We start from the raw sequence: 24,541 nt of genomic DNA on the forward strand, positions 1-24,541 counted from the left end.
GGCGCTGTGCCTGAACGTCGAGGTGCTCTCCACCGACGGGTCCGCGGTCGAATTGAGCCATGACGAGGACGATCTGGACCGGACCGCCGCCAATCTGGGAATCACCCTGTCCCGCAACGAATCCGCGACGATCGACGATCTGTCGAGCTGATCGGAACGGTATCGCCGCGCACCGGCCGACCGGTGCGCGGCGAGCCGGGAGATCACTTGGATTCGATGCGCCCCAACGGATCAGGGCTCTCCGACAACGTCTTGCGTGCCATGGCCCAACCGGAATCCTCGATGTCCAGTGCGTAGCGAAGATAGGCAGAGGTGAGTTGCTGGATCAGGGTGACTCTCTCGGGGCTCTCGTCGGTTGTCTCCTTGGCCTCGTAACCGGCGATTCCGCCCAGGGAGTGCTCTGCGTCGAACAGTGTGAGCAGGCTCTTGTCACCGGGGCTCAGCACGTACGGGTCGGCCGTCCAGTCCGGTCCCCGCACGGTCATCGGTGAGTCGTCCCGGTCGCCCATGACGATCAGCGCCGGGGTGCGCATGGCGGAGAAATCCGGGTTCATGAAGGGAAAGTGCTCGGCCGCGAACGAACTCAGATCGGCACCGCCTTTACCGGCAGTGGCCAGCAGAACGCCTGCGGTGATCCGCGGATCGGACAGATCTTCCCGGTCTCCGGTCTCCGGATCCAGGACCCGCAGACCCAGCAATACGCCCGCGCTCTGCCCGCCGAAGGAGTGTCCGGCCGCGGCGATGCGGGTTCGATCCAGGCGTCCGGCCAGGCCCGGGACCGCGGCCTCGAGGAGGTCGAGGTTGTCCAGGGCGCGCTTCAGATCCTCGACCCGATAACGCCAGATCCGTGGTGTACGAGGATCGTTCGGCGCCAGGCCCAGCGTCCGCGAATCGAGGTGGGTGGGCTGGACGACCACGAAACCGTGCGCCGCCCAGAAATCCGTCAGCGGACCGTAACCGTCCAGTGACGAGCCGAAGCCGTGCGAGAACACGATGATCGGCAGGTCGTCCCCGGTCGCGGGCGCGGACACCCGGACCCGGAGGTCGTCGCCGCGGCCCGGCGCGGGCAGGACTATCGGCTTCACCGAGACGACCGGTGCGGCGGGGGAAATATCGAGATCGGTCATGAGACCGTATCCTTTCGGCGGATGATCAACGCGGACAATGGGTTTCGCAGTGTCCGTGGACGTGCGGGCGGATAGCGGGATTCAGACGGTGACGACGATCTTGCCGATCTGCTGTCCCTTCTCCAGATGGCGATGCGCCTCGACGACGTCCTCGAAGGCGAACACTTTGTCGATGGTGGGCTTCAGTGCGCCGAAACGCAGTCCGGCACTCAGGAATGCGGCAATGCGGCGCACCACGACCGGATCGAGGGTGTGCTCGAAGCTCATGTACCGGTAGATGGTCAGTGCGCCCACTGGGAACGACGCGGGCCGCGGGTCCAGCCATCCCGCCGTGATCAATGTGCCGCCGAACTTGGCGGCCGTGGCGAGTTCCGCCAGGCCGGGGCCCATGACCGAATCGAGGATGATGTCCACCCCGACCCCGCCGGTGTGACGTCGCGCGGCCTCGGCGACGTTCTCCTCGTCGGTGGCGATGACGGTGGCGGCTCTGGCGGCGAGTAAGGCGTCCTTCTTGGCGGAATGGCTGGTGACCGCGATCGGAACGGCCCCGATCTGGTTGGCGATCTGAATGGCGGCCAGCCCGACCGAACTGGAGGCCGCGGTGATCAGAACATGGTCGCCCGGCCGCATCCCGGCCTTTTCGACCAGCGCGCCATAGGCGGTGGAATAGGACACCCACAGCGCGGCCGCATCGATGGCGCTCGCGCCCGGGGGCCGGGGGACGACCGCGGTGACCGGGACGACGGTGTAGTCGGCGTAGGCGCCGCGGACGTCCGCATCGGGCAGCGCCGCGATCATCACCGCGTCGCCGACCTCGATCCCCTCGACGTCCGGGCCGACGGCGTCGATCACGCCGGTGCCCTCGATGCCGAGCCGGGCGTGCGGCAATCGGATGGGTCGCGGAGATGCGCCCGCGCGCGCCATCTGGTCGAGCCGGTTGACACCGAAGGCCTCGATCCTGATCCGGACCTCGCCCGCTCCGGGATCGGCGATCGGCTCCTCGACGATGTGCAGCACATCGGGATCGCCGGTCTCGTCGAAGATCACGACTCGTGGCATGGGAATTCCCTTCTCGGCAGGGCATTTCGGGCGGCGGGGTCGGTGTGCGCCGCGCGGAGTATGGGTATGTGGGCAGCCCGGGCGCTTGGCCGCCGGTCGCTGCTCTGGCATCATGAAGAAACGGGACGTCGTCCCGATTAAAGATACGGGACACTGTCCCGTTTAGCAATGCGAGTGGTGGAGGACGGCGCGCGTGAGCGATGACGAGCGGCACGGCAGAGGTTCGGTCAAGCCCAAACGGGCCGATGCGCGACGCAACGAGGCCGCGCTACTGGATGCGGCCGCCGCGGTTTTCGTCACCTCGGGAGTCGAAGCGCCGATTCGCGATATCGCCGCCGAGGCGGGGGTCGGGACGGCCACGATCTACCGTCACTTCCCGACCCGGGCCGATCTGATCATCGCGGTGTATCGGCATCAGGTCGAGGCGCTCGCCGAGGCCGGGCCGGAACTATTGGAAAGCGGTGCGACGCCGCATATCGCGCTGCGGCAATGGATGGACCGCTTCGTCGATTTCCTGGTCACCAAACACGGACTCGCCACGGTCCTGCAATCCGAGGATCCCTGTTTCGATCCGCTGCACGCGTATTTCCTCGAGCGACTCGAACCCGTGTGCGCCCAATTGCTCTCTGCCGCAGTCGATTCGGGAGAGATACTGCCCGGTCAGAATGCCCTGGAACTCATGCGCGGGGCAGGGGGGCTGTGTGCGGGTGGCGGGCGGCCCGGATACGACGCGCGGCATCTGGTCGGACTCCTGATCGCCGGACTGCGCCGGGTGGACTGAGCAGCGGGCCGAAAACGTCGACGGCGGTCTCCGGGTGGGAGACCGCCGTCGACGTCGGTTCGACAGACTGTGTCGTCAGCCGGCCGGGCTGATCACCAGGATCTGGGCCCAGTGGGTGGCCTCTTCGGGGCCGAGCAACGGCAACAGGTAGTCGTAGACGATGGACGACATACGGTGCGGAACTCCTCATGTGTCGGCAGTACGGTGTCGCATTCGGACATAGCGGGGCAGACAGGGCAGCCCTGTGAATGCCTGGGTCACAGTAACAGTGCGGAGCCATCCGTGCAGAAAGGTGCTGGAATCGGGCCGGAATTACCTGTTCCGGTCGCGATGAGCGCCCGAACTGAGCGGTCTGCTCTTCTGTTCGGTCATATCGATCCGCTCTTGCGGACGCAGGGTCGTCACCCGTGCCACGCCGATCCGACCGCTCTGTATGGGACGGCGCGCCGCTCTGGCGCACACCAGGCGCACACCATCATGGGGAAGGATGAGGGGGTCTGGTCGCAGTCGCCGGAAATGTACCGAACGCGCAGGCTTTCGAGGCCCTGCGGTTCGAACGGGTGCGCGAAAGGGCGATTCGGGACTGTCCCGAATCCGGCGGATCGGGCCGATATTCGATCGTTATCGGCGTGTTTGGCGCGGCGATCCGCTCCGAACTGGCCGGACCGTGACTGACGTCATAAAGTATTGCGCGTTGGATGTTTCCCCGTCGGGGGTGGCGGTGAAATCAAAGGGTGTCAACGAACGTCGGAAAGCAGGTTCTGTTTATATGCGTGTAGTTCGCAAGTTGGTGGCCGGTGCGTTGATCGCCGGGGCCGCTTCGGTTTTGGCCGTGATGGGAGCGGGGTCCGCGTCCGCGTTCGCGCTCACGCCGCTGCCCGGTGGGGTCCAGGTCGACCTCACCCCGGGTGACACCCAGTGGGTGCACCAGACCCACATCGGGCAGACGATCGGGATCCTTCCCCATCCGTCCGCCGCGTCCTTCGGTCAGGCACTCGATTCGGCGGCGGATCTGTCGTCGCAGTATCCGGACGGACGGGTCGTGTTCACGGTCTACGGACCGGTGGAGCAGCTCAACGGCTCCATGCTCGCATTGCAGTAAGCGCGAACCGAATTCGGGCCGACCTCGGACTCCTGGTCCCGGGTCGGCCCGAAAGGTTTCCAGGGCGAGTCGTCAGTTCCTGTCGCGTTGTCGGGCGAAATCGGCTGCGGCGGAATATTGTTCGAGGGCCTTGCGAGCCGCCGCCGCCTCGGATTCGTAGAGGCGGTCGAAGGGGGAGGTGTCGGGGTTTCCGGTGTGAGCGGCGGCGGTCCGGATGGCCGCCATGGCCTCCACCGCGTCGCGGTGATCGCCGAGCACGGTCTGTAATTTCTTGGCGCGCAGGGCCAATTCGGCCGCGGGGCCGCCCAGGACGTCGGCGGCCGCCTCCGAACAGTAGCGTAATCGCTTGGCGGACTTGCGAATCTCGTGCAGGTGCTCAATGCGCTCGTCCTCACTGATCGCCGGATCCGCGCGCATCGTGATTTCCCGGTCCACCATCAGGTGCAGTTCGTCGAAGTCGGCGCGCAGCACTTTGCCGAACGCCCGGCTGGCCTCGGCCTCCGCGCGACGCGCCACCAGCGGGGGAGCGCTGCGCAGGTCCAGCAGCGCCTGGCGCAGGTTCGCGTAGCGGTCGTCGTCGAGCTCGACCAGAACTACCGCGTACGCGGCGGCGTAGGCCGTGCGTTCGTTGTCCACCAGTTCCGCCACCGTGCTGCGCAGAGCCTCGGCCGGGTCGTCCGGATTGTCCGCGTCGGAGTCGCCGCGGTATTCCTCGAGCAGGGCCGCGAAGCGATCACCGCGCACCTCGGCATCCCGGGCGACTCCGAGAATGCCTGCCAGCCAGCGTAATTCGTCGCGGATCTCGCGGACGCGGCCGGGCTCGAGCAGACGACGGTAGGACCGCAGCACACTGCGCAGCCGACGGGTGGCCACCCGCATCGCGTGCACCGAATCCGGTGCGTCGCGGCGCACCGCGGGTTCGGCGCGCAACAGGCGTTCGACGTCGTCGTCGAGCACGGTGGTGAGTGCGGAACCTGCTGTATCGGCCATCAGACCTCCCGGAACTTATCGGTGGCTTCGATGAGGTGATGGGTTATCCCGGGCTCGCTGGCCGCATGGCCGGCGTCGGAAACGATGTGCAGTTGCGATTGCGGCCAGGCCCGGTGCAGATCCCAGGCGCTCACGGCCGGGCACACGATATCGTGACGCCCCTGCACGATGACGCCGGGAATATGGGCGATGCGGTCGATATCGCGCAGCAACTGCCCCTCGTCGAGGAATCCGCCGTTCACGAAGTAATGATTCTCGATGCGAGCGAAGGCCAGGGCGAAACGCGGTTCTGCGGTCTCGGCGACCCGATCCGGTTGCGGCAGTAGGGCACTGGTGGAGCTTTCCCAGGTGGTCCAGGCGATCGCGGCGGCGGTCGCGACCGCCTCGTCGGGGGAGTGCAGCAGGCGGTGGTAGACGCTCACCAGGTCGCCGTCGCGCTCGTCCGAGGGCACCGGGGCGAGGTACTTCTCCCACTCGTCCGGGTACACGTATCCGGCCGCGCCGTTGTAGTACCAGTCGATCTCCTTGCGCCGCAACAGGAATATCCCGCGCAGCACGAGTTCGGTGACGCGGTCGGGATGGGTCTGCGCGTAGGCCAGCGCGAGGGTGGAACCCCACGATCCGCCGAACACCTGCCAGCGTTCGACGCCCAGATGGGTGCGCAGCCGCTCGATATCGGCGACCAGATTCCAGGTGGTGTTGGTCTCCAGGCTCGCGCCGTCGGCGATGTGCGGTGCGGAGCGGCCGCAACCGCGCTGATCGAACAGCACGATCCGGTACGCCTGCGGATCGAAGAACTGCCGGTGGAACGGGGCGGTCGCGCCGCCGGGGCCGCCGTGCAGGAAGACCACCGGCTTGCCGTCCGGATTACCGCTCTCCTCCCAGTACAGTCGCTGGCCGTCGCCGACGTCCAGCATGCCGTGCCGGTTGACCTCCAGGGGCGGGTACAGGGTGCGCATCAGAACAGGATGCCCGAGGCGAAGTTCGGCAGGTTCAGTGCCTGCAGCGCCTCGGTGCGGACGTCGGGACAGGTCTTGGTCGTGATTCGATCGATCATCGCCTTGTCGCCCAGGACGCGGGCGCTCAGGGCGAGCCCGCCGTTGCGCAGTGCCCACTCGTGCACGGCGATATTGAGCGCGGTGCCGCCGAGCGAGGGGCCCTGCACCCGCCAGTCCGACAGCTGCGGCTTGATTTCGTCGCACAGCTTCTGGGCGATCGGATCGCCCGGGTCGGGCTGCGGTGCGGTGTTGACGGCCGAGGACGGGGTGGCGGTGGCGGCGGCCGAGGCCGAGGTGGACGAGGCCGGACCGCTGGATCCCGCCGGGGCCGGTGTGCCGCTCGATCCACATCCGGCGATCATCACCACCGCCGCCGCGATCCCCATGGACCCGAGCGTTCCGCGAGTCATCCAACGGCTCTGCGACATCTGCACCCTTTACTCGTATTCGTCTTGTTCTTGTGGGAAATTCGTATCCGTCGGCATCGAGTCTGCCACCGTGGGCGATCGCGACACCACCTTCGAGACCTCATCCGGTCCCGAAGGTGGTGCGGGATTCGCGGGACGTCGGTCAGGCCGACAGGCCGGACCACTGGGTCGCGGTGTAGGGCCGGTGGCCGGCGGTGCCGTCCCAGGCGCTGATGATCAACGTCAGATTCGACGAATCGGTGCTGCCCGGATGGATGTAGCCGCCGTAGAGATTCTTCAGCACCGGTGTCTTCCATCGCGACGGCGACAAGCCTCGGTCACCGACCACCTGCGTCTTCGGGTCGGACCAGATCTGGTCCGGGCGGGGTGCGGTGCGGGTGCGGATGCTGTAGTCGGTGGCGTCGAAATAGCTCATCACGTAGACCCCGCCGATCCGCTTCACCGAGAACTCGCCGATATTGTTGCCGGAACCGAAGATCGAGCTCGCCTCCGCCGTCGCGGCGGACAGCCACTGCCAGGTGTCGTTCTGGTAGACCCAGTTCTCGCGCGCGGCGAAATTGCCCTCGAAGAAATCCTCGGGCCGGTAGCGGAACAGCTGGATCCGGCCGCCGTCGCCGGCGTAGTTGTGGCTGCCGTTCCACGCCTTGCTGAAGATGTAGAGATAGCCGTCGGGGTCGACGCCGGCGAAACTCCACATCAGTTCCAGGCTGCCGTTGCTGCCCTTGGCGCTGCCCGGCCAGTGCTGATCGAAATCCTTCCAGCTCCCGCCGCCGTCGTCGGAATACGCGACGCCGCCCTGCAGTGAGCCGTCGTCGGCGCTGCCCGGTGCGACCCACTGGGCGACCGAGGTGTACTGGATGAACAGGCGATCGCGGCCGTCCTGGCTCAAACTGATTGCGTCGTTGGGGATTCGGCTGACCTCGGTGCCGAAACCGTTGTCGGCCCGGTGCTGATAGTCGAACAGCTGGGACACTTTCGAGCTGGGCTGCGATCCGGTGAACGTGATCGCCGTCTCGCCGGAAGCGTCGAATGTCTTCTGGTACAGCATCACCGGGCTGCCGAGGTACGGATCCGAGGACTCCTGTCCGGCGAAACAGTCACCGAACACGTAACCCCAGGTGCGGTCGGGCAACTGGAACGGAATACCCAGATCACCCGACCCGAGTCCGTAACCAGCGGCCGAATCGCCCTGATTGTCACAGAGATACGTGCCGTTCTGGGCCATGGACAGCCCCCTCCTTCATCAGGTTCGACAGGCGGGCGCGGTCGATACCTCGCCCGTGACGCGACGTCGTCGACCGGAGCAGGACTATCCGCGAACGGCGTACTCGCATCGTACTTCTCGGCACGCATGCCGACGCCGCGCCGATGACGACGCGGTAGCCGGACATTTCCCCCCGAACGTCATCGCGAAACCTGCCGGCCCCTCTCGGGCGTGCCGCTCCGGCACCGAACCGTCGCGGCCCTCGCGCGGTGGCCGGATGCGGATCGCGATGTCCGAGTTCGGGTTTCGCGGTGCGGGTGCCGTGCCGAGTGTTACGGGCGCTGCCGGACACGGACCGGACGGTCCGCGAGTACCGCACGGACCGTCCGGATGTGTGCGCGCAGGCTCAGAAGGAGTGTTCCGGCCCCGGGAACACCCCGCGTCGCACCTCGTCGAGATACGTGGCCGCGGCGGTGCGCAGCTGGTCGCCGACCTGGGCGAAATGCTTGACGAAACGTGCCGTCTTACCGCTGGTGTACGCGGCCATGTCCTGCCAGACCAGGACCTGGGCGTCGCAGTCCGCGCCGGCGCCGATGCCGACGGTGGGAATGGTCAGCTTGCGGGTGACCTGTCCGGCCAGTTCGGCCGGCACCATCTCCATGACCACCGAGAACGCCCCGGCCTCCTGGACCGCGATCGCGTCGGCGATGAGCTGGTCGGCGGCGTCGCCGCGGCCCTGCACCCGGAACCCGCCCAGGGTGTTGACGCTCTGCGGGGTGAAGCCGATATGCGCCATCACCGGGATCCCCGCGGCTACCAGAGTGGCGATCGTGTCCGAAACACGTTCGCCGCCTTCGAGTTTCACCGCGTGCGCGCCGCCCTCCTTCATGAACCGGATGGCGGTGGCCAGGGCCTGCTGCGGCGAGCCCTCGTAACTGCCGAACGGCAGATCCGCGACCACCAGCGCGTGCGGCGCACCGCGAACCACGCCGCGCACCAAGGGAATCAGCTCGTCCACGGTGATCGGCACGGTCGTGTCGTAGCCGTAGACGACGTTGGCCGCCGAATCGCCGATCAGCAGCACGGGAATTCCGGCCTCTTCGAACAGTTTCGCCGTGGAGTAGTCGTAGGCGGTGAGCATCGCCCACTTGTCCCCGGCGGCTTTCATCTGCTGTAGATGCTGCACTCGCGTCTTCCGCCGGGAAGTCTGCGGCGCAGCGCCGTAAGCAGGGGTTTCCGCATCGTTCGTGGACATCATCGTCCCTTTCGTCGATTCCTCGAGGCCCAGCGGGTCCCCGGGTTGATATGACTCTCCCAGCATGCCACCGGGCAGACACCCGGCGAAGGGCGCTACACCATGGACTTCGTCACACAGGTTCGGATGCAAGGATCGTCGCCATGTCGTTGTTGCGATCCGGTCGTGTCGCTGCGGTTCTGGCCCTGGTTTGTGTGGCTGCCGCCTGCTCCACGTCGTCCAAGGAGCAGTCCGTCCAGTCCTCGTCGACGCCGTCGGCGGCGGCGCTGGAGAAGTTCTACAAGCAGACCCCCGAGTGGGGCAGCTGTGCCGGGTTCGGCAGCGCGGACGAGCGAATGCCCAAGGCCGCCGAGTGCGCGCACGTCACGGTTCCGGTCGACTACGGCAATCCCACGGGCGCGACGGCGCAGATCGCGGTCTCGCGGATCAGGGCGACGGGGCCGAAGATCGGCTCGCTGATGTTCAATCCGGGCGGTCCGGGCGAGGCCGGGCTCTGGATGGTGCAGCAGGGGCAGGGCACGCCGCTGGCGCAGCGTTTCGACCGGATCGGCTTCGACCCGCGCGGCACGGGCAACTCGACACCGCTGATCAAATGCCTGACCGGCAAGGAGTGGGACGAGCAGCGCGCCGAGGCCCCCAAGAACAACGACGCCGCCGGAATCGCCGCGCAGGAGACCGAGGACAAGCAGTTCGCCGAGCACTGCACCCAGCGCACGGGCAATGACTTCCTGGCCCACGTGGGAACTCGCGAGGTGGTGCAGGACATGGACATCATTCGGGGTGTCCTGGGTGATCCGCAACTGACCTACGTCGGCTACTCGTACGGCACCCGCCTCGGTTACACCTACGCGGAGAAGTTCCCGGACAAGGTGCGCGCGATGGTGTTGGACGGCGCGGTCGATCCCGAGCAGCAGCCGCAGCAGGAGTCGATCGATCAGGCCGCGGGCTTCCAGAAGGCCTTCGACATGTACGTGCAGAGCTGTGTGCAGAAGACCGACTGCCCGCTGGGCGCCGATCCGGCACAGGCGACGGCCGCGTTCCAGAAACTGGTCGACCCGCTGTGGGATCACCCGGCGCCGACCAAGGAGGGCCGCCAGCTGACCTACGGCGACGCGGTCACCGGTGTGCAGAACACCCTCTACGCCAGCGACAACTGGGATCTGCTGTCCGCCGGACTGACCCAGCTGCGCAACGGCCAGGGTGATGTCCTGCTGCGCCTGGCCGATCTGTACGACGGCCGCGCCAAGGACGGCACCTACGACAATTCCCAGGACGCGTTCCTGGCGATCCACTGCGTCGACGATCCGGCGATCAAGGATCGCGCCGTGGCCGCGCAGGAGGACGCCCAGTACCGCAAGGTCGCCCCGTTCCTGGACGACGGGCACGGCACCAGCCAGGCTCCGCTGGAGATGTGCGCGTTCTGGCCGGTTCCCAACACCGAGAACCCGCACAAGCTCTCGATTCCGGGCCTGCCCAAGACGGTGGTCATCTCCACCACCAACGATCCGGCGACCCCGTACCAGTCGGGTGTGGACCTGGCCCAGCAACTCGGCGCGGACCTGATCACCAACCGCGGCACCCGGCACACGGTATTCCTGTCCGGCGGCGTGCCGTGCGTGGACGACGCGGTCACCAGCTACCTGATCGACCTGAAACAGCCCGCCGCGGGACTAACTTGCGGATGACCAGTCCGCCCGACACGCCGAGGCGGATCACATTCAGGTGACACCGTAAGTTGCGTGCTCTCCCGGCCCCGCAAGGAGCGAGCCTTCGAGCGACCGTTCGCGGCCGGCTCGCCGTTCAGCCCGCGAAGCGCATGGGCGAAGCCCGAGTCTCGAGGGCTGAACGGCGAGCCTTCGGGGCCGCGAACACGCCGGAGCGAAGCGGAGGCCAAAAAACAGAGCCATGTAACACGGATTTAACGCCGGATGCTTACGCTCGCGCTTATGGATCGCCAGAAGGAATTCGTGCTGCGCACACTGGAGGAACGGGACATCCGGTTCGTACGACTCTGGTTCACCGATGTGCTCGGGTATCTGAAGTCGGTGGCGATCGCTCCCGCCGAGCTCGAGGGCGCCTTCGAGGAGGGCATCGGGTTCGACGGTTCGGCCATCGAGGGCTTCGCCCGGGTCTCGGAGGCCGATATGGTCGCCAAGCCGGATCCGTCCACGTTCCAGGTACTGCCCTGGTCGACGAGCAAGGGCCATCAGCATTCGGCCCGGATGTTCTGCGACATCGCGATGCCGGACGGCTCGCCGTCGTGGGCCGATCCGCGCCACGTCCTGCGGCGTCAGCTGAACAAGGCCGGTGACCTGGGCTTCAGCTGCTACGTACATCCGGAGATCGAGTTCTTCCTGTTGCAGGACAGTCCGCAGGACGGCACCCCGCCGATCCCCGCGGACACCGGCGGCTTCTTCGACCAGGCGGTGCACGATTCCGCGCCGAACTTCCGCCGGCACGCCATCGACGCGCTGGAGTCGATGGGGATCTCGGTGGAGTTCAGCCATCACGAGGGCGCGCCCGGCCAGCAGGAGATCGACCTGCGCTACGCCGACGCGCTGTCCATGGCCGACAACGTGATGACCTTCCGCTACCTGATCAAGGAGGTGGCGATCGACGAGGGCGTGCGCGCGACGTTCATGCCCAAGCCGTTCCCGGAGCATCCCGGCTCGGCCATGCACACGCATCTGAGCCTGTTCGAGGGCGAGGCCAACGCCTTCGCCGATCCGGACGATCCGAACAACCTGTCCGAGACCGCGCGGGCTTTCATCGCGGGCATCCTCGAGCACGCGCCGGAGATCAGCGCGGTCACCAACCAGTGGGTGAACTCCTACAAGCGGCTCGTGCACGGCGGTGAGGCGCCCACCGCGGCGTCCTGGGGCCGGTCGAATCGTTCTGCGCTGGTGCGGGTTCCGATGTACACCCCGAACAAGTCCTCCTCGCGGCGGGTCGAGGTGCGCAGCCCCGACTCGGCCTGCAACCCGTATCTGACCTTCGCGGTGTTGCTGGCCGCGGGTCTGCGCGGAATCGAGAAGGGCTACAACCTGCCGCCGGAGGCGGAGGACGACGTGTGGGCGCTGACCGCGGCCGAGCGCCGCGCGATGGGCTTCAAGGAGCTGCCGACCAGCCTGGAGGACGCGCTGCGGGTGATGGAGCGCTCCGAGCTGGTCGCCGAGACGCTCGGCGAGCATGTGTTCGACTTCTTCCTGCGCAACAAGCGTCGGGAGTGGGCCGGATATCGCGCGCAGGTGACGCCCTTCGAACTCAGGGAGTACCTCGGGCTGTAGCCGTTTCGTGTTCGATGCGAGAAGTTCGCCCGTCGCACGGGCCGTGCCACGAAGCGAGAACAATTTCTCGGAACCTGGGTATGCGGCGGCGGCGGTGCGGTGTGACCGTGTAATTTTGGCAGCATGGTACGGCCACCGACCGCCCGTCCGGTAGTGCCCGGCGTCGGTCGGCTCGGACTTCTCGAGCCGACCGCGGCGCAGTCACTGCGAGAGTTGGCGTGGGACAACGTCGAAAGCATTCCCGTGCTGTGGGCGCTGTCCCGGTCCCCTGACGCCGATCTGGCGCTGCTGACCCTGATCCGGTTACGTGAGCAGCTCGGAACGGGTTGGGCGGCACTGGATTCGGTCTTGCGCACCGATACCTCGGTGCGCGGCAGGCTGTTCTCGCTGATCGGCTCGTCCAGTGCGTTCGCCGACCACCTGGTGGCCGATCCCGAATGCTGGCAGCTGTTGCGGCGCAAGGAGCTGCCCGGTCGCGACGAGCTGATCGCCGATCTGCTCGAGGCGGTGCGCGCGGTGCCGGAGACCGGAGAGTGCGCCGGGCCGATGCTGTATCGCGCCGAGGTCTCGGGGCCGGAGGCAGTCGCGTTGCTGCGCAAGCGTTATCGCGATCAGCTGATGCTGCTGGCGGCGATCGATCTGGCCGCCACCGTGGAGAACGAACCGGTGCTGCCGTATCAGCAGGTGGGCACGCAGCTGACCGATCTGGCCGACGCGGCGCTGACCGCGGCGCTGTCGGTCGCGGTCGCGCGGGTGTGTCCGGAGCAGCCGGTGCCGGTGCGCCTCGCGGTGGTCGCGATGGGCAAATGCGGTGCGCGCGAACTGAATTACGTCTCCGACGTCGATGTCATCTTCGTCGCCGAGCCCGCCGACGCCACCGCCAGCCGGTTGGCCGCGGAGATGATGTCGGTGGCCTCGAGCGCGTTCTTCGAGGTGGATGCGGCGCTGCGGCCCGAGGGCAAGGCCGGTGCGCTGGTGCGCACGCTGGACTCGCATATCGCGTACTACAAGCGCTGGGCGCGGACCTGGGAGTTCCAGGCGCTGTTGAAGAATCGTCCCGCCACGGGTGATCTGGAGTTGGGCGAGCAGTATCGCGCCGCGCTGATGCCGATGGTCTGGACCGCCTCGGAGCGGCCCGACTTCGTCGCCGATGTGCAGGCGATGCGGCGCCGGGTGGAGGATCTGGTCCCGGAGGATCTGCGCGAACGCGAACTCAAGCTGGGCCACGGCAGTCTGCGCGACGTCGAGTTCGCGGTGCAGCTGTTGCAGCTGGTACACGGTAAGGCCGATGAGTCGCTGCACGTGCAGGGCACGGTGGAGGCGCTGACCGCGCTGGCCGATCGCGGCTATGTGGGCCGGGACGACGCGGCGAATCTGACCGCCTCGTACGAGTTCCTGCGATTGCTCGAGCATCGTCTGCAACTGCAGCGGCTCAAGCGCACCCACACCCTGCCCGCCTTCGACGACGAGGAGGGGATGCGCTGGCTGGCCCGCGCGGCGCATATGCGCCCGGACGGGCGGCAGGACGCGGTGGGCGTGCTGGCCAGTGAGATCAAGCGCAATGCGGTGCGGGTGCGTCGGCTGCACGCGAAGTTGTTCTATCGGCCGCTGCTCGATTCGGTGGCGCGGCTGGACGCCGACGCGTTGCGGTTGAGTCCGGCCGCGGCGGTCCGGCAGCTCGCGGCGCTGGGTTACGCGGATCCCGAGAACGCCCTGAGTCATCTCAAGGCGCTGACCAACGAGGTCGGCCGCAAGGGACGGATCCAGGCGCTGCTGTTGCCGACGTTGCTGGAGTGGCTGGGCGAGACGTCCAATCCGGATCAGGGGCTGCTGGCCTACCGCAGGGTGTCCGAGGGACTGGACGACCAGACCTGGTTCCTGCGCGAGCTGCGGGACGAGGGCGCGATCGCGCAGCGGCTGATGATCGTGCTGGGTTCTTCGGCCTATCTGCCCGATCTGCTGATCAACGCGCCCGAGACGATCCGCATGTTCGCCGACGGCCCTAGCGGTCCGCTGCTGCTGAGCCCGAAGGCCGCGGATGTGCGCGGCGGGATCATGTCCGGCGCGGCCCGCTACGAGGATCCCAAACGTGCTGTGGCAACGGCTCGTTCGCTGCGTCGTCACGAATTGGCGCGCGTCGCGTCCGCCGATGTCCTGGGCATGCTCGAGGTGCCGCAGGTGTGCTCGGCGCTGTCCTCGGTGTGGGTGGCGGTGCTGGAGGCGTCGCTGCGCGCGGTGATCCGCGCGAGCGAGGCCGAGATGGGGCACGAAGCTCCCGCGGATTTCGCGGTGATCGGCATGGGCCGCCTGGGCGGCCTGGAGCTGGGGTACGGCTCGGACGCGGATGTGCTGTTCGTCTGCGATCCGCGTCCCGGCGCGGACGAGACGGTCGCGGTGAAATGGTCGATCGGCATCGCCGACCAGGTGCAGCGGCTGCTCGGCGCACCGAGTACCGATCCGCCCCTGCAGGTCGACGCCGGTTTGCGCCCCGAGGGCCGCAACGGCGCCCTGGTTCGCACCCTGGCCGCCTACGACGCGTACTACCGCCAGTGGGCCCAGTCCTGGGAGGTGCAGGCCCTGCTGCGCGCCCACCAGGTAGCCGGTGATCAGCGGCTCGGACTGCGATTCCTGCACGTCATCGATGCGGTCCGCTACCCGGCCGGTGGCGTCTCGGCCGACGCGGTGCGTGAGATCCGCCGCATCAAGGCCCGGGTGGACTCCGAACGTCTGCCGCGCGGCGCGAACCCGGCCACCCACACCAAGCTCGGCCGCGGCGGCCTCGCCGACATCGAGTGGACCGTTCAGCTGATGCAGCTGCGTCACGCCCACGAGGTCCAGTCCCTGCACAACACCTCCACCCTGCAATCCCTGGATGCCATCCAAGCCGCCGACCTCCTCGACGCCGACGACGTCGCCCTGCTGCGCGACGCCTGGCTGACCGCCACCAAGGCCCGCAACGCCCTGGTCCTGGTTCGCGGCAAATCCGCCGACCAGCTCCCGGGCCCGGGCCGCCTGCTCTCGGCCGTGGCCCGCGTCGCGGGGTGGCCCAACGACGACGGCAGCGAATTCCTGGATCACTACATGCGTGTGACTCGGCGGGCGAAGACCGTCGTGGAGCGTGTTTTCGGAGGGGAGTGAGCACCCGGCACGGACACGCCTGGGCGCACCGTTGCGGTGATATCGGATCGTGCGGCCCAGCTCTGCTGATCGCTCGGTATGGGCGTATGGGTTGCGTGATATTGTTACCCATATGAAGACGACGGTAGAGATCGCGGATGCACTGCTGAGCGAGGCGCGTGAATACGCTCATCAGCATGGAGTCGCACTGCGCACTCTCCTCGAGGAGGGGCTGCGCACGGTGCTCGATACACGGCGTGCGAGCGGCGACTTTCGGCTGCGCGATGCCAGCGTGCCGGGCAACGGGTTGCAAGCCGAGTTCCAGGGCGCGTCGTGGGCAGAGATTCGGGATGCGTCCTATGGAGTCGGTGCGTGATCGCGATCGACACGAACCTGCTGGTGTATGCGCACCGACAGGACTCGCCGTTCCACGAGCGTGCGGCGGAGCAGATTCGCGCTCTGGCCGAGTCGCCGAGTCACTGGGCAATACCCTGGCCGTGTGTGCACGAGTTCTACTCGATCGTGACTCACCGTCGCGTCTATTCGCCGCCCAGCACCATCCAGCAGGCGATCGATCAGATCGAGGCGTGGCTCGCCTCGCCGTCGCTGGTGCTGCTGAGTGAGTCCGACATGCACTGGACCGTATTGCGCGCGTTGCTCGTCGACGGGCAGGCAATCGGCCCGATGGTGCACGATGCGCGCATCGCAGCGCTGTGCGTCGGTCACGGCGTGCGGGAATTATGGTCCGCCGACCGCGATTTCGGCCGATTCCCGCGTCTGCGCACGAGTAACCCATTGATCTGACGACAGCGCCCCGGCGCTGGGCACCGCCGCGACCACCGGGGTCGAGTTCGAGAAGGCATGGTCGACCTGGGGACAGGTGCTGTACCAGCTCCTGTCGTGACGATGGGCCGGAACGAGCCACTGTGCCACCGGACGTCGCTGATGAGCGGGCTTGCGGTATCCCTTGACCAGGACGGTTGGATGCCTTGCGGCACAACACCTGTGCCCGGGAGTCCGATTCAGCGGCAGTTTGTCGGGCGTGCTATCGCGTCGGCACGTGGCGCTGCACCGCCTGCTCGGGCACGGTCTGATCGAACGCCGCGGATACGCGCAGGCGCCACCGCGCGTCGAGTACGGCTTGACCGACCTGGGGGCCAGTCTGGTCGCCGGACCGATGACGGCACTGGGCGCATGGATCGACGATCCCGGCGATGAGCTGCTCGCCGCGCAGAACGACGTCGCGGAAGAACTGTCGCGGAAGAACTACTGCACGAAGAATGATCGTGACGACGGGAGATCGAACTGGCGATGGTCGTCCGGCTCGTTCGAGTCCGGCACCTCGAGGGCGGCCGGATTCTCGCTGGGGGCTCGCCGTGCGGGGGAGGCTACATCGCGGTCCCGGCGGGATATGGCTGAGAGGAAGTTCACAGGGTCTGTTCCTCTCGCGTTGCCCGGCTCGGTCGAATCGCGCCTCGCGGTGGTTCCGCGGGTGGCGTGCGGGTGGCGATCGGGTCTCTGTTCGGTATCGGCCCGGCTTCCTGAGAATTTGCTGAAAGCGCAGGTGGGGCTGATTTGAGGTCGGATTGCGTGCGCGAGGCTGGGCTGTGTTAGCGAGGGTGGATTGCCCGTTATTTGCTGTTTTAGAATAGTCATTGTATTGCAGTGTGGGACAACACATAAACCTGTTGCGGGGAACAAGTTTCTCGCGATATCGGTTATTACGAGGCGCATGCGACTGCGCCGCCGAGTCATGTCCGGATCGGCGGGTGGGCGCCGAGACGAGGGAATCACCGGGATCGACGGGCGGTGCGGGCCGCCGGGCCGCCGAACTGATGGGGCCCAGCGACCCGGAACCTGCGTTCCGCATAGTGTGTTCGTCAGGACGCGACCATCGGGAGGACCACCATGTCGAGGATGTTCGTGGACGTGCAGCACGCCCACCAGCTCGAATCCCTGCCTCAGCGGGGGTTGTGACGTGGCGGACATCAACTCGGCGGTCGCCGGTTATCGCACTTACCGGCAGGTTGTTCTCACCCCCACCCGCGCGGTGCGGTTACCGCTGATCGTGGTGCTGCTGCTGGTCGGCGTGGTGCTGGTGTACGCGGCCGATCGGGCCTCGCGCGAGGGTGTGGATCGCGGCTGGTTCGTGGCCGCCTCGCTGTCGGGGCTGTTCGTGGCGCGCGGGCTGCATCTGCGGCGGCCGATCACGTTGCCGCACGTCACCGTCGCGGTGATCGTGCTCGGCATGTCGAACATCGCGTATCGCGCGGAGCATCCGGCGGTCGGCTTCGTCTTCCTGGCCTCGACCGGATTCATCATGATGCTGCCGCAGGGTTCACGCCCGCAGCCCGAACACCGGCTGCGGGTGGCGGCGCTGGTCGACGCGACCGCGGGTGATCCGCTCGCGCCGTTCGCGATGCACTCGTCCAAGTCGTACTTCTTCGACGCGTCCTCCGCCGCGGCCATCGGGTACCGCACCCGGTTCGGCATCGCGGTCGTGGCCGGTGATCCGGTCGGCGACCGCGCGGTGTACGGGACGCTCATCGCCCAGTTCTCCGCATTCGCCATGGCGCACGGCTGGCGGATCGCCGTGCTGGGCGCGAGTCCGGAGGTGTGCGAGCTGTGGCGGACGCGGGCTGCGGAACACCGTGGGCTGCACTCGATTCCGATCGGACGCGATGTGGTCGTCGAGGTCGACGGCTTCGACATGGTGGGCCGCAAATTCCGCAATCTGCGTCAGGCGGTGAGCCGCACCCGCAACTTCGGGGTGAGCACCGAGATCATCCCCGAGCGGGAATTGAGCGAATCTCTGCGCCGGACCCTGTTCGCGATCGTCGACGAATGGCATCACGGCCGCCAGACCCGCGGATTCTCGATGATCCTGGATCATCTGCTGGACGGCCGTCATCCCGGCATGCTCGTGGTGATCGCCCGCGACAGCGACGGCCGGGTCGTCGGCTTCCAGCGATACGGCGAGGCCAATCACGGCAGCGAGCTGAGCCTGGACGTGCCGTGGCGGCGCAAGGACGCCCCGAACGGCCTGGACGAACGCATGATCGTGGACCTGGTCGGCTACGGCCGCGACCGCGGCATACAGCGCATCTCGCTGGCCTTCGCGGCGTTCCCGGAGTTGTACAGCGATAAGCAGCGCACCCGTTCGCGCGAGGCGCTCTACCTGCTCGCGCGCGTCCTGGACCCGATGATCCGGCTCGAATCGCTGTTCCGCTTCCTGCGCAAGTTCAACTCCTTCGGCAACCAGCGATTCGTCCTGATCCGCTGGCGCGAGATCGTCTTCACCGCCGCGGCCCTGCTGACCCTCGAGTTCGTCCCGCACCGCAAGCAGATCTGAGCGGCGGGCCGGATACGCGGCCCGCCGCCGAACTTCAGAATCGGCCGATCGCCACCAGGACGGCGATGACGAACAGGACGAGATTGGACGGCGTGCGCGAGTACTCGTCGCGCCGGGCATGAGTGATGAAACCGCCCACCATGACCAGCGCCAGGCCGACCGCCGCGATCGGCGTCAGGACCGGGGCGATGCCGGTCGCCCAGGGCAGTACGGCCCCGGCCCCGCCGATCACCTCGATCGCGCCGATGCCGCGCACCGCGTTGGCGGACATGTCGTCCACCCAGGGCATCATCGGGCGCAGTTTCTCCTTCGGCAGGACGATCTTCGCGCCGCCGCCGAGGACGAATGCGGCGGCCAGAATGATCTGCCCGGCCCACAGCCAGCCGTTCATGTTCTCTTCCCTTCGTTGATCCAGGTCGCGTGTACGGAGTCCGCGACCCGGTCGATCAGTGCGGCGTCGCCGTGTCCGCCGAGCAGATACAGCCACAGGAACACCGGACCGGAGAACTGCGCGTGTGCCCAGCGCACGTCCGGGGCGGTGGTGAGCTCACCGCGTTCGACCGCGCGTTCGGCCGTCCGCTGGATGAGGTCCTGCTCGGGCGCGATGCAGACCTCCTCGAAAACGGTCTGCAGCGACTGTTCGTGCAGCAGGTCGGCGAAGATCTCCGGCAGGACGGCATGCACCCGGGGGCTCGCCATCCGATTGACGAAATCCGCCGCCAGCTCCCGCAGATCGCCGCGCAGGCTGCCGGTGTCGCGATAGGTCCGGGGCGCCAGATCGCCGATCAGGTGATGCATCGCCAATGCGGCCTTGGACGGCCATCGCCGGTAGAGCGCGGCCTTGCCGACGCCCGCGCGGGTCGCCACGTCCTGCACGCGCAGACCCGCGTAGCCGACTTCGCCCAGCAGGGCGAGCGTGGCTGCCCGGACGGCGCGATCGGTCTCGGCGGACAAGGGCCTGCCCAGCCGTGGCTCATTCATTCCGGAACTCACGGTTCCGAATGTAGCAGATAACGGAACTATTGGTTCCGTATGTGGGCAGGGGTAGTCGACACCCCTTGACATCCGGCAATCCGGACATGACAGTACGCAGGTGTTCGAAGCCACCGATGTCTCCCGGACCACGCTGCGCAAGGTCGGCCTGCGCTTGGTGCCGTTCCTGGGTCTGCTGTATTTCGTGAACTATCTGGACCGGGTGAACATCGGTTTCGCCGGTCCCAGCGGGATGAAACACGATCTCGCCCTGTCCGAGACGGTGTTCGGATTCGCCTCGGGCATCTTCTTCCTCGGCTATCTGGTGCTCGAGGTGCCGAGCAATCTGGCCTTGCACCGGTTCGGCGCGCGCCGCTGGATGGCGCGAATCATGTTGAGCTGGGGCGTCATCGCGACCGCGATGGTGTTCGTGCCGAACGCGACCGTGCTGATCGTGCTGCGATTCCTGCTCGGTGTGGCCGAAGCCGGATTCTTCCCGGGCATTCTGCTGTATCTGACGTACTGGTTCCCGCAGCGGTATCGCGCCCGGATCGTCGCGATGTTCATGGTGGCGGTGCCGATCTCCACGGCGGTCGGCTCCACGCTGTCGAGTCTGGTGATCCAGTACGGCGACGGCGTCCTCGGGCTGACCGGCTGGCGGTTCATGTTCCTGGTCGAAGGTGTCCCGGCGTTGATTCTGGCCGTGCTCACCTGGTTCTACCTGACCGATCGTCCCGAGCAGGCGCGCTGGCTGACCGCACCCGAAAGAGAGTGGCTGGCAACCGAACTCGCGCGCGAGGAGGCCGAACTGGCCGCGGCCGAGCACTGGACGCTGCGCAGGGCGCTGACCCATCCGCGCATTCTCGGCCTGGCCGCGATCTACGGCGGCATCGCCTACGGGCTGTACGCGCTGGGATTCTTCCTGCCGACCATCATCGCCGGATTCCAGCAGCAGTACGGCACCCACTATTCGGTGGTGCAGCGCGGATTGATCACGGCGGTGCCGTATGTGATCGGCGCGTTCGCGATGGTGTGGTGGGGCAGGCACGGCGACCGGACCGGGGAGCGTCGGTGGCATGTCGCGCTGCCGTCCGTCATCGGCGGGCTGGCCATTCCCATCGCGCTCTACCTGGGCAACCCGTTCGCGGCGATGACCGCGGTGACCGTCTGCGCGGTCGGCGTCCTCGCGGCGCTGCCCACCTTCTGGGCGTTGCCGAGCACCTTCCTGTCCGGCGCGGCCGCGGCGGGCGGTATCGCGCTGATCAACTCGCTGGGCAATATCAGCGGGTTCGCCGCGCCGTACATCACCGGCTGGCTGAAGGATCTCACCGGCACCCAGCGCGCCGGGCTGTGGGTGGTCGGGGTGTACATGGTGCTCGCGGGTCTGGGAGCCCTGGCGCTGCGGCGACGGGAATAATCCGCCGCGCGTCCGGTTGTCGCTCTCGACGGTGAAAGGGGAACGGTTGTGGCGAACGGGTTTTCGGCGGACGGCCTGGCGAAGCTGAGTGAGACGCTGGCGGGATACGCCGACCGCGGTGAGGTCGCGGGTCTGGTCGCCATGATCCACCGGCGCGGCGAACTCGCGCAGGTGGACACCGCGGGCTGGCAGGACCGCGAGGCGCGGCGGCCGATGCGGCGCGACGCGCTGTTCCGAATGGCCTCGATGACCAAACCCCTCACCGCGGTCGCCGCTCTGCAACTCGTCGAACAGGGCCGCATCGGGTTGTCGGACCCGGTGGATCCCTGGCTGCCCGAACTCGCCGATCGCAAGGTCATGCGCGATCCGCTGGGCGCACCCGAGGATGTCGTGCCCGCGTCCCGGCCGATCACCCTGGAGGATCTGCTCACCTACCGGTTCGGCCTGGGCTGGGGACGGTCCAGCCTTGCGCCGCAACTGTTCTCGCTCACCGCGGATCCGGTCGCGAGCGCCCTGAGCATTCCCGGCGTCGAACCCCTGGATCCCGATGCGTGGATGCGGCGCCTGGGCGAACTGCCGCTCATCGCCCAGCCCGGCGAGCTGTGGCGCTACCACACGGCCTCGGACGTGTTGGGCGTGCTGATCGGCCGGATCACCGGTCAGCCGTTCGAGACGGTGCTCGCCGAGCGGGTCTTCGAGCCGCTGGGGATGGTGGACACCGGATTCGTGGTGCCCGAATCCGAACGGGAGCGTCTGACCGTCCTGTACTCGCGCGACGGCGAGGTCCTGGACCACCCGGCCGTCACGGCATGGGCCCAGCCGCCGCTGTTCGCCTCCGGCGGTGCGGGTCTGGTGTCCACCGTCGACGACTACGCGCGCTTCGCCAGGATGATCCTGCGACGCGGCGAACTCGACGGCACGCGGGTCCTGACCGCGGACACCGTGGACGCGATGACGCGCGATCGTCTCACGCCCGCTCAGCACGCCGATCCGCCGTTCAATCCGCCGCTGGGTCAAACCATGTGGGAGGCACAGGGTTTCGGCTACGGCGTACAGGTCCGCACGCGGCAGGAGGGGACCGGCCCGGGAGTCGGCACGGTGTCCTGGCCCGGTGGATTCGGCACCTTCTGGGTCGCCGACCCGCGCCACGATCTCGTCGCGTTGTTGTTCGTGCAGGCCGCCAACATCATCGTGGCCGGTGACTGGCAGATCTCCCTGGGCGAGGACTTCCTGACCCTCACCTACCGGGCGCTGCGCGACTGACAGCCCTCGGCGGCGATTTCGCCGCAATCCGAAGAATGCGCGATGCGATGTCCGAGAATGGACCACGGCTTCGACGTACCCGGTGACGGCGCCGCAGGGGTGCTGATCGAAAGGAGATCGCCGTGAAGTACATGATTCTGAGCTACGGATCGCAGCGGGACTACGACGGAATGGGCGGGTCCGGGGGATCCACCTGGTCGCCGCAGGACTTCGCCGAGTTGCACGCGTTCATGACGAAGTTCAACCAGGACCTGGAGGCGTCCGGGGAACTGGTGGAGACGCGCGGGCTGACCGCGCCCGTGCACACCCGCCGGATCGGCAATCGCGACGGCACGCCGTTCGTCACCGACGGGCCGTTCGCCGAGACCGAGGAGGTATTGGCCGGATACTGGGTGGTCGACTGCGCGAGTTTCGACCGCGCCACCGAGATCGCCGAGCGGCTGCGGGACTGCCCGGGGCCACCCGACGCCGTCGCCAACGCCTATGCCGATATCCGGCCCATCGCGGAGTCGGCCGACGAATTGTGAACTCCCGCACCGAGATCGAGGTTCTGCCGCGTGCTGCCGCAGGTCATCGGTGCGGTGGTCCGCCGCCACGGGCATTTCGACACCGCCGAGGCCGCGAAAGAGGCCGAAACCGTTCCGCGACAACGGTATCCGAGTGTCCGCGCGGACCTGCCGGCCTCGGCGGTCGCGAGTCGGCCGGGAATTCAGTTCACCGGCAGGCTGCGCAGTGAGCTGAGGGTGGTGGCGAGGGCGCGGGCCGCCTCGGCGCCCTTGGTGACGAAATGCTCGGTGAAATAGTTCACGTGCTCGCTGTGCTCGTGGAAGTGGTGCGGGGTGAGCACCACCGAGAACACCGGGACGTCGTTGTCGAGTTGCACTCGCATGAGCCCGTCGATGACGGCCGAGGCGACGAATTCGTGGCGGTAGATACCGCCGTCGACGACCAAGGCCGATGCCACGATCGCGCTGTAGCGTCCGGTGCGGGCCAGCCGTTGCGCGTGCAGCGGGATCTCGAACGCCCCGGGCACGTCGAAAACCTCGACGGTCGCCGGATCGAAGCCGAGGTCACGGTATTCGGCGAGGAAACCTTCGTACGCCTGGGTCACGATGGGGCGATGCCAGCTGGCGCGGATGAAGGCGACGCGGCTCTCGGTGGGAGTGCTCATGGCCGGATGCTACTCGCCGGTCAGATGCTTCTCCAACCAGCCGACGAGGTCGCCGAGTACCGCGTCCTGCTCCGGTTCGTTGAAGATCTCGTGGTAGAGACCCGGATAACGGATGACTGTGAGATCCTTCGCACCCGCGCGCTGTTCGACGGTGTCCGCGCTGGACGGCGCGGCCAGGGCGTCGTCGGCGCCGTGCAGGACCAGGGTCGGGACGGTCAGCCGGTCCAGGCGGGCGGTGACGGTCTCGGTGGCCCGCAGGATCTCCGCGCCGGTGCGGGCGGGGAGTTTGCCGCTGAACACCAGGGGATCGGCGTCGTAGCCGCGAACGACTTCCGGGTCGCGGCTGATCATCGACGAATCCAGCTGTAGTACACCGAGATTCGGCGCCCAGCGGCTCAGCGCGGGGGCCAGGGCGCGCTGTAGGGCGCTGCCCGCGGAGATGTCAAGCGGGGGTGCGGAAATCGCGACTCCGGCGACGTCCAGCGGGGCGCGGGTGGCCAGGTAGAGGGTGATCAGACTGCCCATACTGTGCCCGAGGACGAAGCGTGGCAGGTCGGGATGACGTTCGGAGGCGATGTCCAGGAGCGCCGCGACATTGTCGGCCGCACCGTCGATCGAGTCGATGTTCGCCTTGCTCCCCGCCGAACGCCCGTGGCCGATGTGGTCGAGTGCGTAGACCGCGAAACCGCTGTCCGCCAAGCGCTTTCCGACGTGGTCGTATCGTCCGGAATGTTCGGCGACTCCGTGCACGAGTGCGATCACCGCGCGCACCCGGTCCGAGGGGATCCAGGCACGCCAGAAGACTCGCCCGCCACGACCGTCGAACTCACCGGTCTCGGTCTGCACCATCGCGCTCCTTCCATCGGGCCGGTCTCCGGCCGCACGTGTTCAATTTATCCGCGCGCATGGTTCCGAGGAGGGGATACGACGGGGCGGGTCCGGTGTCGGCTGTGCCCCTGATCCGTGAGCCCGGTCCCGTGCGGGGCGGAACCACTCGATGAGCTCGGCGTTGTAACAC

At 67.4% G+C, this 24,541-nt stretch carries 23 protein-coding genes; 12 read left to right on the forward strand and 11 right to left on the reverse strand.

The genetic code is table 11. From position 1 onward, the window contains the following. Nucleotides 1-203 precede the first annotated feature (203 nt). Complete coding sequence (locus NM2_RS43490; RefSeq protein WP_067682808.1) at nucleotides 204-1,127, reverse strand: alpha/beta hydrolase family protein; 924 nt, start codon at nucleotides 1,125-1,127, stop codon at nucleotides 204-206. An 81-nt stretch (nucleotides 1,128-1,208) separates the two neighbouring features. Further along, the gene (locus NM2_RS43495; protein ID WP_067682809.1) at nucleotides 1,209-2,186 is read right to left on the reverse strand and encodes a zinc-dependent alcohol dehydrogenase family protein; all 978 of its coding nucleotides are present in this window, start codon (nucleotides 2,184-2,186) and stop codon (nucleotides 1,209-1,211) included. Between the two features lie 193 nt (nucleotides 2,187-2,379). Here NM2_RS43495 and NM2_RS43500 point away from each other — a divergent pair, with 193 nt between their 5' ends. Both NM2_RS43500 and NM2_RS43505 read left to right on the forward strand, forming a co-directional pair. After that, nucleotides 2,380-2,967, forward strand: a complete 588-nt coding sequence (locus tag NM2_RS43500; RefSeq protein WP_067682810.1) for a TetR/AcrR family transcriptional regulator — start codon at nucleotides 2,380-2,382, stop codon at nucleotides 2,965-2,967. Between the two features lie 769 nt (nucleotides 2,968-3,736). After that, on the forward strand, nucleotides 3,737-4,069 hold the full coding sequence (locus NM2_RS43505) for a hypothetical protein (RefSeq protein WP_067682812.1): 333 nt from the start codon (nucleotides 3,737-3,739) through the stop codon (nucleotides 4,067-4,069). A gap of 72 nt (nucleotides 4,070-4,141) precedes the next feature. Here the strand turns inward: NM2_RS43505 and NM2_RS43510 are convergent, their stop codons facing one another. The 5 genes from NM2_RS43510 to panB all read right to left on the reverse strand — a co-directional run bounded on the left by NM2_RS43510 (nucleotide 4,142) and on the right by panB (nucleotide 8,944). Beyond that, nucleotides 4,142-5,059: a CHAD domain-containing protein gene (locus NM2_RS43510; protein WP_067682814.1), complete on the reverse strand. Its 918-nt coding sequence runs from the start codon at nucleotides 5,057-5,059 to the stop codon at nucleotides 4,142-4,144. Further along, a complete protein-coding gene (pip, locus tag NM2_RS43515; RefSeq protein ID WP_067682816.1) occupies nucleotides 5,059-6,018 on the reverse strand; it encodes a prolyl aminopeptidase in 960 nt (319 codons plus the stop codon). Before pip ends, NM2_RS43510 begins: the two co-directional genes overlap by 1 nt. Then, on the reverse strand, nucleotides 6,018-6,443 hold the full coding sequence (locus NM2_RS52285) for a hypothetical protein (protein WP_245718530.1): 426 nt from the start codon (nucleotides 6,441-6,443) through the stop codon (nucleotides 6,018-6,020). The genes pip and NM2_RS52285 overlap by 1 nt, the downstream gene beginning before the upstream one ends. Nucleotides 6,444-6,627: 184 nt before the next feature. Beyond that, nucleotides 6,628-7,710: a DUF4185 domain-containing protein gene (locus tag NM2_RS43525; RefSeq protein ID WP_067682820.1), complete on the reverse strand. Its 1,083-nt coding sequence runs from the start codon at nucleotides 7,708-7,710 to the stop codon at nucleotides 6,628-6,630. 385 nt (nucleotides 7,711-8,095) lie between these two features. Continuing rightward, nucleotides 8,096-8,944: a 3-methyl-2-oxobutanoate hydroxymethyltransferase gene (gene panB / locus NM2_RS43530; protein WP_067682844.1), complete on the reverse strand. Its 849-nt coding sequence runs from the start codon at nucleotides 8,942-8,944 to the stop codon at nucleotides 8,096-8,098. A gap of 143 nt (nucleotides 8,945-9,087) precedes the next feature. On the opposite strand from panB, the gene NM2_RS43535 reads away from it, so the two are divergent. From NM2_RS43535 to NM2_RS43565, 7 genes are all read left to right on the forward strand, one after another. Next, the gene (locus NM2_RS43535; protein WP_157121841.1) at nucleotides 9,088-10,629 is read left to right on the forward strand and encodes an alpha/beta hydrolase; all 1,542 of its coding nucleotides are present in this window, start codon (nucleotides 9,088-9,090) and stop codon (nucleotides 10,627-10,629) included. Between the two features lie 261 nt (nucleotides 10,630-10,890). After that, nucleotides 10,891-12,231, forward strand: coding sequence for a glutamine synthetase family protein (locus tag NM2_RS43540; RefSeq protein WP_067682822.1), 1,341 nt, complete (start codon nucleotides 10,891-10,893; stop codon nucleotides 12,229-12,231). 123 nt (nucleotides 12,232-12,354) lie between these two features. Further along, on the forward strand, nucleotides 12,355-15,369 hold the full coding sequence (locus NM2_RS43545; protein ID WP_067682824.1) for a bifunctional [glutamine synthetase] adenylyltransferase/[glutamine synthetase]-adenylyl-L-tyrosine phosphorylase: 3,015 nt from the start codon (nucleotides 12,355-12,357) through the stop codon (nucleotides 15,367-15,369). 112 nt (nucleotides 15,370-15,481) lie between these two features. Further along, nucleotides 15,482-15,724: a hypothetical protein gene (locus NM2_RS43550; RefSeq protein ID WP_218026109.1), complete on the forward strand. Its 243-nt coding sequence runs from the start codon at nucleotides 15,482-15,484 to the stop codon at nucleotides 15,722-15,724. After that, nucleotides 15,721-16,152: a TA system VapC family ribonuclease toxin gene (locus NM2_RS43555; protein WP_067682826.1), complete on the forward strand. Its 432-nt coding sequence runs from the start codon at nucleotides 15,721-15,723 to the stop codon at nucleotides 16,150-16,152. Before NM2_RS43550 ends, NM2_RS43555 begins: the two co-directional genes overlap by 4 nt. A gap of 256 nt (nucleotides 16,153-16,408) precedes the next feature. Continuing rightward, on the forward strand, nucleotides 16,409-16,927 hold the full coding sequence (locus NM2_RS52295) for a winged helix-turn-helix transcriptional regulator (protein ID WP_067682828.1): 519 nt from the start codon (nucleotides 16,409-16,411) through the stop codon (nucleotides 16,925-16,927). 399 nt (nucleotides 16,928-17,326) lie between these two features. Then, the gene (locus NM2_RS43565) at nucleotides 17,327-18,700 is read left to right on the forward strand and encodes a bifunctional lysylphosphatidylglycerol flippase/synthetase MprF (RefSeq protein ID WP_245718531.1); all 1,374 of its coding nucleotides are present in this window, start codon (nucleotides 17,327-17,329) and stop codon (nucleotides 18,698-18,700) included. A 34-nt stretch (nucleotides 18,701-18,734) separates the two neighbouring features. On the opposite strand, the gene NM2_RS43570 is transcribed toward NM2_RS43565, so the two are convergent. Both NM2_RS43570 and NM2_RS43575 read right to left on the reverse strand, forming a co-directional pair. Continuing rightward, the gene (locus NM2_RS43570) at nucleotides 18,735-19,091 is read right to left on the reverse strand and encodes a DoxX family protein (RefSeq protein ID WP_067682830.1); all 357 of its coding nucleotides are present in this window, start codon (nucleotides 19,089-19,091) and stop codon (nucleotides 18,735-18,737) included. Next, nucleotides 19,088-19,693, reverse strand: a complete 606-nt coding sequence (locus tag NM2_RS43575; RefSeq protein WP_157121843.1) for a TetR/AcrR family transcriptional regulator — start codon at nucleotides 19,691-19,693, stop codon at nucleotides 19,088-19,090. The genes NM2_RS43570 and NM2_RS43575 overlap by 4 nt, the downstream gene beginning before the upstream one ends. 100 nt (nucleotides 19,694-19,793) lie before the next feature. On the opposite strand from NM2_RS43575, the gene NM2_RS43580 reads away from it, so the two are divergent. The 3 genes from NM2_RS43580 (at nucleotide 19,794) to NM2_RS43590 (ending at nucleotide 22,879) form a co-directional block, all read left to right on the forward strand. Beyond that, entirely contained in the window at nucleotides 19,794-21,089 is a 1,296-nt protein-coding gene (locus NM2_RS43580; RefSeq protein ID WP_067682834.1) for an MFS transporter, read from the forward strand. Nucleotides 21,090-21,137: 48 nt separating this feature from the next. Then, entirely contained in the window at nucleotides 21,138-22,352 is a 1,215-nt protein-coding gene (locus NM2_RS43585) for a serine hydrolase domain-containing protein (protein ID WP_067682836.1), read from the forward strand. Between the two features lie 131 nt (nucleotides 22,353-22,483). Further along, on the forward strand, nucleotides 22,484-22,879 hold the full coding sequence (locus tag NM2_RS43590; RefSeq protein ID WP_245718532.1) for a YciI family protein: 396 nt from the start codon (nucleotides 22,484-22,486) through the stop codon (nucleotides 22,877-22,879). A gap of 182 nt (nucleotides 22,880-23,061) precedes the next feature. Here NM2_RS43590 and NM2_RS43595 read toward each other — a convergent pair whose 3' ends face one another. Together NM2_RS43595 and NM2_RS43600 are read right to left on the reverse strand one after the other, a co-directional pair. Further along, the gene (locus tag NM2_RS43595; protein WP_067682840.1) at nucleotides 23,062-23,523 is read right to left on the reverse strand and encodes a 6,7-dimethyl-8-ribityllumazine synthase; all 462 of its coding nucleotides are present in this window, start codon (nucleotides 23,521-23,523) and stop codon (nucleotides 23,062-23,064) included. Between the two features lie 9 nt (nucleotides 23,524-23,532). After that, nucleotides 23,533-24,372 carry an alpha/beta hydrolase gene (locus NM2_RS43600; protein WP_067682842.1) on the reverse strand — a complete coding sequence of 280 codons (840 nt, stop codon included), beginning with the start codon at nucleotides 24,370-24,372 and terminating at the stop codon, nucleotides 23,533-23,535. Between the last annotated feature and the right edge of the window lie 169 nt (nucleotides 24,373-24,541).

This window comes from Nocardia miyunensis NBRC 108239, from assembly GCF_001613065.1.
Taxonomy (GTDB): Bacteria; Actinomycetota; Actinomycetes; order Mycobacteriales; family Mycobacteriaceae; genus Nocardia; species Nocardia miyunensis.